This is a genomic window from Pedobacter albus (assembly GCF_036324255.1).
Lineage (GTDB): Bacteria > Bacteroidota > Bacteroidia > Sphingobacteriales > Sphingobacteriaceae > Pedobacter > Pedobacter albus.
The window spans coordinates 59,902-73,099 of sequence record NZ_JAZDQT010000003.1; the positions used below are offsets into that span (position 1 = coordinate 59,902).

Below are 13,198 nucleotides of genomic sequence, written 5' to 3' on the forward strand. Positions count from 1 at the left end.
GTCTGTGAGCCACAGACCATGAAAGAGATTTGTCTTAATACTTTTTCCTTTTGTAGTTAAATTCAGATTTGATCAGCTTGCCGCTTACGCTGCCTTCAATCCAGGCCAGGAGCTTGTCTTTTCCCTGGTTTTCGTATACAATGCGTTGCGGAAAATCGTGGGTTTTATTTTTAAAAACGAAGCGGTTTTTTACGGCCCATCCACGTCCTGTGTCGCACAGGACGTTACAATAAAAATGGTCTGTGAGCCACAGACCATGAAGGAGATTCGTCTTAATACTTTTTCCTTTTGTAGTTAAATTCAGATTTGATCAGCTTGCCACTTGCGTTGCCTTCAATCCAGGCCAGGAGCTTGTCTTTTCCCTGGTTTTCGTATACGATGCGTTGCGGAAAATCGTGGGTTTTATTTTTAAAAACGAAGCGGTTTTTTACGGCCCATCCATGTCCTGTGTCGCACAGGACGTTACAATAAAAATGGTCTGTGAGCCACAGACCATGAAAGAGATTCGTCTTAATACTTTTTCCTTTTGTAGTTAAATTCAGATTTGATCAGCTTGCCGCTTACGCTGCCTTCAATCCAGGCCAGGAGCTTGTCTTTTCCCTGGTTTTCGTATACGATGCGCTGCGGGAAATCGTGGGCCTTGTTTTCGAAAACAAAGCGGTTCTTTGCGCTAGAAATCAATTTAAAGCTAGTGGTTCCTTCGTTGTCTTTCTCCATGCCGGTAACCACAAAAACAATATCGTTTCCTGCTTTTTTAAGCTCCACGCTTTCCATCATCGTGCTGTCGCCCTTTAGGTCGTAGCGGTAGCTTTTGCCAATCAGGCCTTCGGGCGTTGTCTGCCAGTTTTCGGTTATTTTGCCTTTTGGCGTTTTGGTTTGCCAATAGCCCAGCATAAAATTAAACTGCTTTAGCGAAGACGTCTGTGCCTGGGCAAGCTGGCAAATGCAAAGGCCTAATACGGTAAGGGCAATAGAAAAGCTTTTTTTCATCGGGTTATATTTTGTGGATAGTTAATTTTTTAGGGCTGCTTGAATATGAGCCAAATGGTGTTTGCCATGCCAAGCATAATTGCCTATCAGGTAGCCTAAGGTATTTTGATGCTTAGTTTCAGGGTGGAAATACGTACGTTCAAAATCTTCGGGCGACAAAGTTTTTAAAAGCGCAACCCATCTTTGGTGGATGGCCTTTAAAATAGCGACAGAAAGCTCGATATCGCCGGTTCTGGCATCAGGCAATTCGGCCCAACGCTCTTCAAAATACGGCCTGATGGCTGGATTATCTTCAGTTAGCGTAAGCCTTGTCCTGGTGTAGGCATTAATGTGGCTATCGGCCAAATGATGCACCACTTGCCTAACCGTCCAACCGCCTGGGCGATATGGGGTTTCGAGCTGTTCTTCGCTTAAATGAATAGTGGCTTGTACAATCAATTGTGGCAATTCGATTAAATCTTCTATCCATAACTGAATATGTCCAGTGTTTATTGTTGCTGGTGGCAGATATTTTCCGATGGGATACCTGAGAAGCTCTAAATCTTGCATAAAGCCAAATTACATAATTTTCCGTAAGAGTTTAAGCACCCATTCCTTGCCTTGGTAGGGCGGATAAACTAGGCGGTTAAAATCGAGCTTCGACTGAAAAACAACGGCCCGTTCGTGCGAAAAATTCCTGAATCCGAAAAAACCATGGCTGCTGCCTATGCCACTGCTGTTTACACCGCCAAAAGGCAGTTTGGGGTTGGCGATATGTACCAACACATCGTTTACGCATACCCCGCCCGAGCTGGTACTTTTAATGATTTTCTTGATGTTTTTAGCGTTTCTGCTAAAAATATAAAGTGCCAAAGGCTTGCTTTTTGCATTGATTTGTTCAATAGCCTTGTCAATATCTTGGTAAGAGATGATAGGAAGGATAGGTCCAAAAATTTCTTCTTCCATGACTTGCGTGTTGGCTGGTAGCTGGCTAAGCAGTACTGGATAAATGGTTTGGCTTTTTTCGTCGAAAGTACCGCCCCAGTTAATTCTTGCCCCTTTTTCAACGGCTTCGTCAACCAAGGTTTTTAAACGCCTAAAATGTTTGGGACTAATGATTTTGGCATAAGCCCTAGGCTCAATTTGCGCCTCACTTTTGAAAAACAGCTTTTCGGTAGCGGCTTTGTATAGGCCAATAAATTCGTCAACGCGTTCTTGGGGTACAAAAACATAATCGGGCGCAATACAGGTTTGGCCACTGTTGATCAGTTTGCCCCAGGCAATCTTCTCCACCGCTTTCGGCAGGTCAACATCCCGGTCAATGAGCGTTGGCGATTTGCCACCTAGCTCGAGCGTAACCGAGCACAGGTTTTTGGCGGCCGCTTCCATCACGATTTTGCCGACAGCCGTACTTCCGGTAAAAAAAATATGATCAAATGGGAGCTTAAGCAGCGCCGTAGCCAAATCGGCATTGCCCTCAAAGCAGGCCACTTCTTGTTCTTCAAAAACATCGGCTATGATTTTGCCCACCACGGCGCTGGTGGCCGGACTAATTTCGGAAGGTTTCAGCATGACACAGTTGCCGGCGGCAATGGCCGAAATGAGTGGGCCCATGGTCAGCTGAAAAGGATAGTTCCATGGCGCCATAATCAGGCAAACACCTTTGGGTTCGTAATAAATCCTGTTTTTTGAAAAGGGATTGCTCAGGGTTTTGCCTGCCCGTTTGGGGCGCATCCAATCGCGAAGGTTGTTAATGGCAAAATCGAGTTCGCCGTATACAAAAAGGAGTTCGGTAACGGCAGTTTCGAACTGGCTTTTTCTGAGGTCTTTGTGCAGGGCCAGGTTAATCTCGTCTTCGTGCCTGGCTATGGCTTCTTTCAGCAGTTTAAGTTTGGCCATTCGCGAGGCCGCATTTTGCTTTCTAAGCGTATATTTGTACACTTGTTGTGCTTCAAAAACAAAATTTATTTTTTGGTGCATCATACCTTATAGCTAGGGGTTGACTTTGTTAAATATAGTTAAACGCGTAGTAAATTCATGAAAAATACATCTTATTACAGCATATTGCATAAATAATACACTCCCTTTTGAGCATGAAGAAACTTTTATTTTTTGCCTTTGGCCTGCTGATCACCACCGTTACCGTAAAAGCGCAGACGCTAAAGCCAGATGTATTGGTGGTTGGCAATGGCAATGCTGCGGTAGCCGCCGCGGTGCAATCGGCCAATTCGGGTGTAAAAACCACTATTTTGTTGCAGGCCGGAGGTTTTGATATTTCGCCAATCGGATCTGACCTCAGTTCGGGCATTCAAGCCGCTTTCCTTAAAAAACTGCGTACAGCCAAACAAATAACAGACAGCACCCAAACTGTTGCTTTCGATAAGCAAACCGCCAACGAAGTGCTGGTTAAGTGGACAGACAGCATCAAGAATTTAACGGTCATCAAAAACGTGATGTGGACCAAAGCCGAACGCTCGGGTAATAACTGGTATTTTAAGCTGAGCGATGGTCGCACGGTAAAGCCACAAGTGCTCATCAATCCCGGCGACACCAAACTTAATGCTGCCCTTAAAATTACGGCTCCGGCCCAATATTGGGAAAAACTCGATTATTCGAATACCATTTACCGAACAAACATCGCCGCTGGCAAAAGCCTTGGCGATATCACAGACCATATTTTTTCGCTCTATCAGCTGTTGGTGCCCCAACAGGAAAACCTGATTTGGATTAAGGACGAGCAAAGCATGTTGCTCGGACAGGCTGGTGGCGCAACCGCAGCCTATGCGGCCTTTTTCAAAACCAAAACCTCGCTTTCCGATTTAAAAAAGATACAAGGCGAACTTATCGGCTACAAATTGAACCTGATGCCATTCGAAGATATCAAAAATAATGATCCGAACTGGAAAGCCATCCAAATGGTGGGCCTCACTGGTGTGCTAAAAGCCAAAATCGGAAGCACAGGCGCCAAATTTTTGCCCAATGAGCTGGTGAGCACCGAAGAAGTGAAGCAACCCATCAAGGATTTCTATTACAAGGCCCAAATTTGGTTCGACGATTACAGGTCGAGCCAATTGACCATTGGCGCGGCCATCGAAATGATTTGCTACGTGGGCAATAAATCGCCAGAAACCACCAAAAAAGAACTGGAAAAGAAATGGAGCGCCACCTACAAGTTCGCCACCACGCTCGATTTGGCCAGGCAGATCAGTCGCCGGGAGCTTGCGGTTTTGCTACAGGATTACATGCCTCCGTTTAATGTAAACGTAGACCCCAAAGGCAAAGTAGTGCGCTAGAAAAAGCCACACTGTAACATTTGTAAAATCTTGCCGTACTTTAGGTTAGGTCAATGCTTTTTTCTATAAATTGCACGCATAACCTAAAACAAATATGAAGAAACTTTACCTTTTTCAGCTGTTTTTTCTGGCTTTGCTGTGCCCTGTCCTTGCACAGAACCAAGATTACAGTAACAACGCCCGTTTAGCCCAAAGGGTTAAAGCCTTGGCCGAAAAGTACCCGCAATGGGTTAAATCAAAATCGCTTACCCAAACTGCAGGTGGCAAAGACATCTGGATGCTCACCATTGGTGGCGCAAATGCCGATCAGAAGCCGGCTATTGCCGTAGTTGGCGGCGTAGAAGGCAAGCACCTCTTGGGTGTTGAAATGGCCATCGGCTTTGCCGAAAAACTAATGGCGTCAAGTCAAACAGACAGCATCAAAAACCTACTTGGCAAACAGACTTTCTATGTTTTTCCGAATATGAGCCCCGATGCTACCGAGCAGTATTTTGCCAAGGTAAAATGGGAGCGTAGCGGCAATGCCACCAAAACCGACGACGACCGCGACGGCAAACTGAACGAAGACGATGTTGACGATTTGGATGGCAATGGCAAAATTACCTGGATGCGCGTGCTGGATCCAACCGGCAAATACAAACTCAACCCAGACGATCCGCGTTCGCTGATTTTGGCCGACCCTAACAAAGGCGAAAACGGCAAGTACATTTTGTTGCCAGAAGGCATCGACAATGATAAAGACGGCGACTTTAACGAAGACGGCGAAGGAGGAGTGCATTTCAACAAAAACTCGAGCTATAACTACAAAAACTTTATCCCAGGTGCCGGCGAATATGCCGTTTCAGAAAAAGAGAATAGGGCTTTATTCGATTTCCTGTTCGATGCTTTTAACGTATATGCCGTGGTTACCTTCGGCCCGGTAAACAACCTTTCGGCTCCGGTAACGTTTAACCCTGCTGGCGTGGCCAAACGCGTAATCACCAGCTGGTTTGATGCCGATGTGAAAAGCAACGCGCTGGTTTCAGAACGCTACAATAAAATCACCAAGACCAAAGATGCGCCCAAAACACAAGCCGAAAGTGGCGATTTTTCGCAATGGGCCTATTTCCATTATGGCAGGTTGAGCCTGAGCACGCCAGGATGGTGGGTGCCCAAAGTAGCCCCGGATTCAACTAAAAAAGAAAAGAAATTGACTAACGACGATGCCGTAGTTTCTTACCTGCGTTGGGCAGCCAGCCAAGGCATTACCGATACCTTTACCCCTTGGAAAGAGGTTAAACATCCAGATTTTCCGGGACAGACCGTCGAAGTAGGTGGTCTTGATCCGTTTGTACTCAATAATCCGCCCTACAAAATGGTAGATGGTATTGTGAGCAAGCACACCGATTTCCTGATCGGCTTGGCGGCTATGGCGCCACAGCTTGAACTGATCGGCCTCAAAACCGAAAAATTGGCTGATGGCTTGACCCGTGTAACCCTAAAGGTGATGAACAATGGCGATTTGCCAACCTATACCAAAGTGGGCGACCGCAGCTATTTCCTCAAAAAAATTGCCGTAAAAGTAAATACCAATGCCAACCAAACCGTGGTGAGTGGCCGTAAGTCGCAAACCTTGGAAAGCATTGCCGGCAAAGATTTTAAAGAACTGACCTGGTTAATCAAAGGTACAGGCAAGGTAACCATCGATGCCGGTAGTCCAACCACAGGCAGCAAATCAATTGAGGTAGCACTATAATCAAAACACAATGAGAATTAAACAGACTATTCTTCTGGCTGCAATGATTTTGTGTGCCGGAGTTTCGAGGGCCCAAAAGCCCGAAAATATATTGGCCGCGGTAGGTACGCCGCCCAATCCCAAAGTAACCGTAAGCTGGAACCGCTATAACGACTATGCGGCTATTACCGATATCTGCAAAAAACTGGCGGCCGCGCACCCTAACTTGGTTAAGCTCGAATCGATGGGCAAATCGTTCCAGGGCAAAGACCTTTGGGTGATGACCATTACCGATACCAAAGTAGGCAATGCCGATAAAAAACCGGCCATGTACATCGATGGTAATATCCACTCTAACGAAATTCAGGGTAGCGAATTTGCCTTGTACACCGCTTGGTACTTGGCTGAGATGTTCAATGCGGGCAATAAAACCATTCAATCGCTATTGGCCGATAAAACATTTTACATCGCACCAACGATTAACCCCGATGCGAGGGATAACTTTATCCACCAAGCCAATACCGCGCACTCGCCACGCTCGGGTATGATCCCAATTGATAACGACCGCGATGGGGCGACCAACGAAGATGGTTTCGACGATTTGGATGGCGACGGCCACATTGTAATGATGCGTCGCAAAAGTCCAACCGGACGCTTCAAGGTAGATCCAAGCGATCCACGCCGGATGATTATGGTAGGCAACGACGAAAAAGGCGATTTTTATGAACTCTTGGGTTCAGAAGGAATTGACAATGATGGCGACGGTTTCGTGAACGAAGACGGCGAAGGTGCCTATGACCCGAACCGCGACTGGGGCTGGAACTGGCAACCTAATTATATCCAAAGTGGCGCCTACAAATATCCTTTCTCTTTGCCTGAAAACAGGGCTATTGTCGATTTTGTGATGAAACATCCGAACATCGCTGCGGCACAGTCGTACCACAACAATGGTGGTATGATTTTAAGAGGCCCGGGCGCATTGGAAGATTTAGACACCTACAATGCCTTAGACGTTCGCGTATACGATGCCTTGGGCAAAAAAGGCGAAGAAATGCTACCAGGTTATAAGTATTTGGTGGTTTACAAAGACCTCTATTCGGTTTTTGGTGGCGAGCTTGATTGGTTTTACGGAGGCCGAGGCATCTACACGTTCTCTAACGAGTTGTGGACAGGCTATTCGATGTACAACAAAGCCGATGGCGAAGACAGCCAGGCACAACTGTACAGCTTTGATAAAGACCTGCTGATGAAAGATGCCTTTGTAGATTGGCATCCGTTTAAGCACCCGCAATACGGCGATATCGAAATCGGCGGATTCAAGAAAACCTACACACGCTTACACCCAGGCTTCCTGCTCGAAAGCGATGCGCACCGCAACATGGCTTTCAGTATTTTTCATGCCTACAACACCCCTAAGCTAAGTGTTGGCGAAATTGAGGTGAAAGAAATTGGCGGCGGATTAACACAAGTAACGGCCGTAGTAAGCAACGAAAGGATGATTCCTACCCACTCGAGCCAAGATGTGAAAAACAATATCGAAACCCCTGATATCATTTCGCTAACCGGTGGCACCGTCGTAGCGGGCATGGTGGTAAACAACCGCGATTTGGGGATAACTACCGAACAAAAACTAGATCCGGCCAATATCAAGGTAGGCAACATTGCGGGCAATTCTTACGTAACTGTACGTTGGTTGGTAAAAGGTGGCAGCAAATTTACCGTAAACGTAAGCAGCAAAAAAGGTGGCGTAGCCAGCAAATCAAATTAAGCATAAACGCCCCAGGTTGAGTTCGGCTTGGGGCACAAAAAAATAAAAATGAAAAAGTATTTCGTATTCTTTTTACTATCGGGAGCTACTATTGCACAGGCGCAGCAATTGGCTCCGTTAACCGTGCAAAAAATCATGCGCGACCCTAAGTGGATGGGCACTTCGCCCAGCAATTACCGTTGGTCGGCCAATAGCAAAACCGTTTTCTTTAGCTGGAACCCGGAAAACAAGGAAAAAGACCAGCCCTACAAGGTTAGCGTATTAACCAATAAGCCAGAAACAACAGAAGACAACGCCGCCGAAAAAGCGGCCGAAACCAATTATGCCTACAACAAAGACAAATCATTGGGCTTGTATGAAAAAGGTGGCGACATCTATTTCTATAACTTCAAAACCAAAAAAGAATCGAGGCTAACCAATACGGTCGACCGCGAAAATGGCGCCCGTTTTCTGTACAACAACGACGTGGTGTTTCAGCGTGGCGACAATATGTTCCAGCTTAACATGGCCACGAACGAATTGAAGCAACTCACCAATTTTGTAAAGGGCAAAAGACCGGGGCCGGGTGCGCCGGGCAGCACGCCGGGCAGTACGGCACCAAGCGTTCAGGATACCTGGCTACGAAACGAACAGACCGATTTGTTCGATATCATTAAAAAAAGAAACAAACAAGGTCCAAGAGGCGGGTTTAACGGAGGCGGTCCGCGTCGTGCTTTTGGCGGTGCCGATGCCAGCCAGCGCGTGATGAAGCCGGTTTATTTAGACGATAAATTCCTTTCGGCGATTGTGGTAAGTCCCGATGGCAAATATGTGAGCTATCGCCTCACTACGCCTACCACCAACCACAATACCATTGTACCCAACTATGTTACTGCTTCGGGTTATACTGAAGACATTCCGGGGCGCAGCAAAGTGGGCGAAAACCTTAACGTATCGGAAACTTTTATCTACAACACCGATAAAGACAGTGTTTACACCGTAAAAACCGCTCAAATACCAGGCATTAAAGATTTGCCAGATTATGTAAAGGATTATCCTAAAGAACTGGAAGAACGCACCAAGAAAAACGAAGACCGTAAAGTGAGTCTAGGCGCACCAATTTGGAACGAAACAGGTTCTACCGCGGTTATCGTGGCCGATGCGCAGGACAACAAAGACCTTTGGATTTTGAAACTTGATGCCGCAACAGGTAGTGTGAGCATCATTGATCGTCAGCGCGACGAAGCCTGGATTGGCGGACCTGGCATAGGCCGTGGCATCCAATGGATAGACAACAACCGCTTCTACTTCCAAAGCGAAGCTACGGGCTATTCGCACCTGTATACCTTCAACGTAGCTACGGGCGAGAAAAAACAGCTGACTTCAGGCAAGTGGGAGGTGCAACGCGTTGACCTTTCGAAAGACAAGACCACTTTTTACATTTCGGCCAACAAAGAGCATCCGGGTATTACCCATTTTTATAAACTGAGCGTAAATGGTGGCGATTTGGTGCAGATTACCTCGATGAAAGGCGGCAATGAAATCACGATGTCGCCCGATGAGAAATGGATTGCCATCAACTATTCGTACATGGACAAGCCTTGGGAACTGTACATCCAGCCGAACAAGCCGGGCGCTAAAGCGGTACAGATCACCAAATCAACCAGCGCCGAATTTGATAGCTACAAATGGCGTCAGCCAGACTTGGTTTCGTTCAAGAACCGTTATGGCGCCGATGTGTATGCCAGGGTTTATCCGGCCACCAAGCCACATCCCAACAAACCGGCCGTGGTATTTGTACACGGCGCGGGCTATTTACAGAATGTGCATTACTGGTGGAGCCAATATTTCCGCGAGTACATGTTCAATAACCTGTTGGCCGATAATGGCTATACCGTAATCGATATTGATTATACTGCAAGTTCGGGTTATGGTCGCGACCACCGCACGGGCATTTACCGCAACATGGGTGGTAAGGATCTGACCGATCAGGTAGATGGCGTGAAGATGCTGGTAGAGAAATACGGCGTGAATCCTAAGCATGTGGGCCTATACGGAGGCTCGTACGGAGGCTTCATTACCTTGATGGGCATGTTTAAGGAACCGGAGGTTTTCTCGGCAGGAGCGGCCTTGCGTTCGGTTACAGACTGGGCGCATTATAACCACGGCTATACCGCAAATATCCTGAACGAACCTTTCAACGATCCAGATGCCTACAAGCGCAGCTCGCCGATTTATTATGCCGACAAATTGAAAGGCGATTTGGTAATGTTGCACGGTATGGTTGATGTGAACGTACATTTTCAGGATATTGTTCGCCTGAGCCAACGCCTGATCGAGCTGGGCAAAGACAATTGGGAATTGGCCGTTTATCCGGTAGAAGACCATGGCTTTGTTGAACCGAGCAGCTGGACCGACGAGTACAAGCGTATTTTCAAGCTGTTTGAAACGACCTTGAAAAAGTAGCTCAATGAGTTTGACCGCCTTTAAACAGCGCGGCTATTCAAAATAGACATCCTCTAATTTGTTTTGATGGTCATATAGTTTTCTTCTATATGGCCATCAATATTATAGATGCACAATAAGCTGAACTTGGTTGTTTTTGAAGCCGAATAGCCGTACCTTTGCGCCATCAAATTTTAGAAAAAATCAAAAATTATGGCAATAGTAGGTAAAAAATTCCCGAGCGTTAGTATCGATGCGATCTCAGAAATGGGAGACGATTTAAAGATCAACTTATTTGAAGAAGCGGTAAATAAACAAACCAAGATTTTATTATTCTGGTATCCTAAAGATTTTACTTTTGTTTGCCCTACAGAACTACATGCTTTCCAAGCGGCTTTGCCTGAGTTCGAAAGCAGAAACACCATCGTAGTTGGCGCTTCATGCGACACCAACGAAGTACACTTTGCCTGGTTAAACACCGCAAAAGACAATGGCGGTATCGAAGGCGTAACTTATCCGCTTTTGGCCGATACACACAGACATTTGGCCAACATCTTGGGTATTTTAGACCAAGAGGTAGAGTATGATGAAGAAGGCAACGAAACCTATTCAGGTTCAAACGTAACTTACAGAGCTACTTACCTGATCGACGAAACGGGTAAGGTATTCCACGAAAGCGTAAACGATATGCCATTGGGCAGAAACGTAAGAGAGTACTTGCGTTTGATCGATGCTTATAGCCACGTACAAAAACACGGCGAGGTTTGTCCAGCAAACTGGGAAGAAGGCAAACAAGCCATGAATGCTAACAGAACCGGCGTAGCGGAGTACTTAAGCGCTAACTAATTTAAATCAGATCACATGTTTTTAGAATTAACAGAAGATAATTTGCAGCAATACGTAGCCGACAACAAAAAGGTAATGGTTCAGTATGCAGCATCTTGGTGCGGCAACTGCAGGATCATGAAGCCTAAGTTCAAAAAGTTGGCGGCCGAAAACGAAGACGTTGCTTTTTTGATTGTTGATGCTGAAAAACTACCAGACTCGCGCAAATTGGCCAATGTAGATAACTTGCCAACTTTCGCAGCCTTTGATGGCGGAGCTTTGGTAGGGCAGGTACAAACCAATAAAGCAGAAGTTTTAACCGAGTTGTTCGACAAGATAAAATAAGATGAAAGTTCCAGTGATAAGACAGCTGTTTCAAAGCAGCAGCCCTGAGCAATTGGAAGCTACCTTAGAAGTACTAGAGGCTTTCTGCGAGTTTAGGGGCGTACACGAAGCAGAGATTGATGTGGCGGGCGAACTGATCACCAATATTTGTGGCGCACTCGAAGTACATGCACAAGTAAACGGAGGCATGGCCGAAAAAGATGCCCTAAATGCCTTTGCACAACGTGTAATGGGGTCTATAGACAAATAAAGATTTTTGTATTATCCCGTAAAGGTCCGATCCGTAAGGATTGGACCTTTTTTATGTGTGGTACATTTCTTTGTGCACTTGTTAGTTTTATGCACTTGTTGGTGTTCTTCACCAACAAGCCATAGAAGGCTATTTAAACCGTTGGTGAAGAACACCAACGAAGGCCAAAAGAACAATGACGCTTACTGGGTTCTAAAAACTTTGCAAGTGTTAATCGAACAGGTTAAGGCTTCGAAAGTATCATTTCGATATGCGGAATACCGTCTTCATCACGAGGCTCACTGCTTTGCACAAAGCCCAGTGCACTTGTTGGTGTTCTTCACCAACAAGCTATGGAAAGCTATTTAATTAAACCCGTTGGTGAAGAACACCAACGAAAGCCACAGGAAGGGGTTCTAAAAACTTTGCAAATGTTAATCGAACAGGTTAAGGCTTCGAAAGTATCATTTCGATATGCGGAATGCCGTCTTCATCATAGGGCTCACTGTTTTGTACAAAGCCTAGGTTGGTATAAAATTTCTGAAGATAAAGCTGTGCGCCAATCCTGATGTTTTGGGTTTGGTAGGTGGCCAGGCAATGCACAATGCTTTTTTGCATCAGTTCAATGCCAATGCCTGTGCCCCTGTAGCGTGGCGAAGTAACCACCCGTCCAATGCTGGCTTCGGCAAAAGAAACGCCCGGTGGTACCAAGCGTGTATAGGCCGCCAAATCATCGCCTTGCCAAGCCATCAAGTGCATCGATTTCTTGTCTTTGTTGTCAATATCGAGGTAAACACAATTTTGCTCAACTACAAAAACCTCGCTTCGCAGCTGTAAAATGGCGTACAGTTCGGTTACGCTTAAGTCGTCAAAATTTTTATAGATCCAGTTTAGCTCCATGGTTTAGGCTTGAACCCTAAAGATACGGGCTTCAGGCTACATCAGCGAAAACAATTGCCAAAAGGCCAGCACAAAGCTTAAGATCATGCCGCTACTGGCGATCAGTTTTAGGCTCTTTTCTTTTCTCGACTGCATAAACAAAACAGCAGCCGTAACCAGGACGGCAAACATGAGCCAGGTCAACAACGAGAGGTTTTGTAAAAACGATGGGAAAACAGAAACATAGGTGGCCTGCATCGCTTCGTAGCTAATGTCGCGGTCGGTAATGGCAAACCACCAGGCAATATTGGTTATGCATAAAAGCAATAGCACAACGGCTATCAAAAATTTGTAGTGTTTCATCGGTTTATTAGTTTTAGGTTAACTATAAGATAAATTTACTAACTTATTGTTACACTTTGCTTTTGCACTGATGATATTTACAATAGGCGGTTTGCCACGTTTTTAAAACTTCGCCATGTTGCCTTTAACTGTTGGCGAAGAAGACTAACGTTGGCAAACGATGCTTAATTCCCCTCCGGTGTACGATGCTCACTGGGCGGGATGGTCCATCATAGAAGTTTTTCTCTGGCTTGTTGGTGAAGAACACCAACAAGGGCAAATGGTGCAATGTTTTCATCATAGCGTTTTAATGGAAAGCTACAAAAAATCATGCTTAATTCCCCTCCCTTGGAGGGGTGCCTGCAAGGCGGGGTGGTTCATGATGATGTTTAACTTTTTTTCTTCATCTT

General features: G+C 45.8%; 14 protein-coding genes. 7 read left to right on the forward strand and 7 right to left on the reverse strand.

Annotated features, from left to right (window positions below; genetic code table 11):
* Positions 1-34 precede the first annotated feature (34 nt).
* Genes VRU48_RS19685 through VRU48_RS15355 form a run of 5 tightly spaced genes read right to left on the reverse strand, consistent with a single transcriptional unit; the run spans position 35 to position 2,952 of the window.
* Positions 35-304, reverse strand: coding sequence for a DUF6265 family protein (locus tag VRU48_RS19685; RefSeq protein ID WP_488803458.1), 270 nt, complete (start codon positions 302-304; stop codon positions 35-37).
* Complete coding sequence (locus VRU48_RS19690) at positions 273-542, reverse strand: DUF6265 family protein (protein WP_488803459.1); 270 nt, start codon at positions 540-542, stop codon at positions 273-275. The genes VRU48_RS19685 and VRU48_RS19690 overlap by 32 nt, the downstream gene beginning before the upstream one ends.
* Positions 511-990, reverse strand: coding sequence for a DUF6265 family protein (locus tag VRU48_RS15345; RefSeq protein ID WP_330108806.1), 480 nt, complete (start codon positions 988-990; stop codon positions 511-513). Before VRU48_RS15345 ends, VRU48_RS19690 begins: the two co-directional genes overlap by 32 nt.
* Positions 991-1,011: 21 nt before the next feature.
* Positions 1,012-1,539, reverse strand: coding sequence for a YfiT family bacillithiol transferase (locus VRU48_RS15350; RefSeq protein WP_330108807.1), 528 nt, complete (start codon positions 1,537-1,539; stop codon positions 1,012-1,014).
* Between the two features lie 9 nt (positions 1,540-1,548).
* Positions 1,549-2,952: an aldehyde dehydrogenase family protein gene (locus VRU48_RS15355; RefSeq protein ID WP_330108808.1), complete on the reverse strand. Its 1,404-nt coding sequence runs from the start codon at positions 2,950-2,952 to the stop codon at positions 1,549-1,551.
* Positions 2,953-3,062: 110 nt separating this feature from the next.
* Here VRU48_RS15355 and VRU48_RS15360 point away from each other — a divergent pair, with 110 nt between their 5' ends.
* The 7 genes from VRU48_RS15360 (at position 3,063) to VRU48_RS15390 (ending at position 11,588) form a co-directional block, all read left to right on the forward strand.
* Complete coding sequence (locus VRU48_RS15360; protein WP_330108809.1) at positions 3,063-4,262, forward strand: hypothetical protein; 1,200 nt, start codon at positions 3,063-3,065, stop codon at positions 4,260-4,262.
* A 94-nt stretch (positions 4,263-4,356) separates the two neighbouring features.
* A complete protein-coding gene (locus VRU48_RS15365; protein ID WP_330108810.1) occupies positions 4,357-5,997 on the forward strand; it encodes a M14 family metallopeptidase in 1,641 nt (546 codons plus the stop codon).
* Between the two features lie 10 nt (positions 5,998-6,007).
* Complete coding sequence (locus tag VRU48_RS15370; protein WP_330108811.1) at positions 6,008-7,744, forward strand: M14 family metallopeptidase; 1,737 nt, start codon at positions 6,008-6,010, stop codon at positions 7,742-7,744.
* 48 nt (positions 7,745-7,792) lie between these two features.
* Positions 7,793-10,189, forward strand: coding sequence for a S9 family peptidase (locus tag VRU48_RS15375; RefSeq protein ID WP_330108812.1), 2,397 nt, complete (start codon positions 7,793-7,795; stop codon positions 10,187-10,189).
* A gap of 192 nt (positions 10,190-10,381) precedes the next feature.
* Positions 10,382-11,014, forward strand: a complete 633-nt coding sequence (locus VRU48_RS15380) for a peroxiredoxin (RefSeq protein ID WP_330108813.1) — start codon at positions 10,382-10,384, stop codon at positions 11,012-11,014.
* A 15-nt stretch (positions 11,015-11,029) separates the two neighbouring features.
* Complete coding sequence (locus VRU48_RS15385; RefSeq protein ID WP_199137237.1) at positions 11,030-11,338, forward strand: thioredoxin family protein; 309 nt, start codon at positions 11,030-11,032, stop codon at positions 11,336-11,338.
* Position 11,339: 1 nt separating this feature from the next.
* Positions 11,340-11,588, forward strand: coding sequence for a DUF6952 family protein (locus tag VRU48_RS15390; RefSeq protein WP_330108814.1), 249 nt, complete (start codon positions 11,340-11,342; stop codon positions 11,586-11,588).
* Between the two features lie 426 nt (positions 11,589-12,014).
* On the opposite strand, the gene VRU48_RS15395 is transcribed toward VRU48_RS15390, so the two are convergent.
* Positions 12,015-12,467 (reverse strand): GNAT family N-acetyltransferase, encoded by a 453-nt coding sequence (locus tag VRU48_RS15395; RefSeq protein WP_330108815.1) that lies wholly within the window; start codon positions 12,465-12,467, stop codon positions 12,015-12,017.
* Positions 12,468-12,503: 36 nt separating this feature from the next.
* On the reverse strand, positions 12,504-12,809 hold the full coding sequence (locus tag VRU48_RS15400; protein WP_330108816.1) for a hypothetical protein: 306 nt from the start codon (positions 12,807-12,809) through the stop codon (positions 12,504-12,506).
* Positions 12,810-13,198: the final 389 nt, after the last annotated feature.

Excerpts from the sequence above, each read along its gene's own strand:
- VRU48_RS15345 (WP_330108806.1), bottom strand. The coding sequence starts at position 990 with ATGAAAAAAAGCTTTTCTATTGCCCTTACCGTATTAGGCCTTTGCATT.
- VRU48_RS15350 (WP_330108807.1), bottom strand. The coding sequence starts at position 1,539 with ATGCAAGATTTAGAGCTTCTCAGGTATCCCATCGGAAAATATCTGCCA.
- VRU48_RS15355 (WP_330108808.1), bottom strand. The coding sequence starts at position 2,952 with ATGATGCACCAAAAAATAAATTTTGTTTTTGAAGCACAACAAGTGTAC.
- VRU48_RS15360 (WP_330108809.1), top strand. The coding sequence starts at position 3,063 with ATGAAGAAACTTTTATTTTTTGCCTTTGGCCTGCTGATCACCACCGTT.
- VRU48_RS15365 (WP_330108810.1), top strand. The coding sequence starts at position 4,357 with ATGAAGAAACTTTACCTTTTTCAGCTGTTTTTTCTGGCTTTGCTGTGC.
- VRU48_RS15370 (WP_330108811.1), top strand. The coding sequence starts at position 6,008 with ATGAGAATTAAACAGACTATTCTTCTGGCTGCAATGATTTTGTGTGCC.
- VRU48_RS15375 (WP_330108812.1), top strand. The coding sequence starts at position 7,793 with ATGAAAAAGTATTTCGTATTCTTTTTACTATCGGGAGCTACTATTGCA.
- VRU48_RS15380 (WP_330108813.1), top strand. The coding sequence starts at position 10,382 with ATGGCAATAGTAGGTAAAAAATTCCCGAGCGTTAGTATCGATGCGATC.
- VRU48_RS15385 (WP_199137237.1), top strand. The coding sequence starts at position 11,030 with ATGTTTTTAGAATTAACAGAAGATAATTTGCAGCAATACGTAGCCGAC.
- VRU48_RS15390 (WP_330108814.1), top strand. The coding sequence starts at position 11,340 with ATGAAAGTTCCAGTGATAAGACAGCTGTTTCAAAGCAGCAGCCCTGAG.
- VRU48_RS15395 (WP_330108815.1), bottom strand. The coding sequence starts at position 12,467 with ATGGAGCTAAACTGGATCTATAAAAATTTTGACGACTTAAGCGTAACC.
- VRU48_RS15400 (WP_330108816.1), bottom strand. The coding sequence starts at position 12,809 with ATGAAACACTACAAATTTTTGATAGCCGTTGTGCTATTGCTTTTATGC.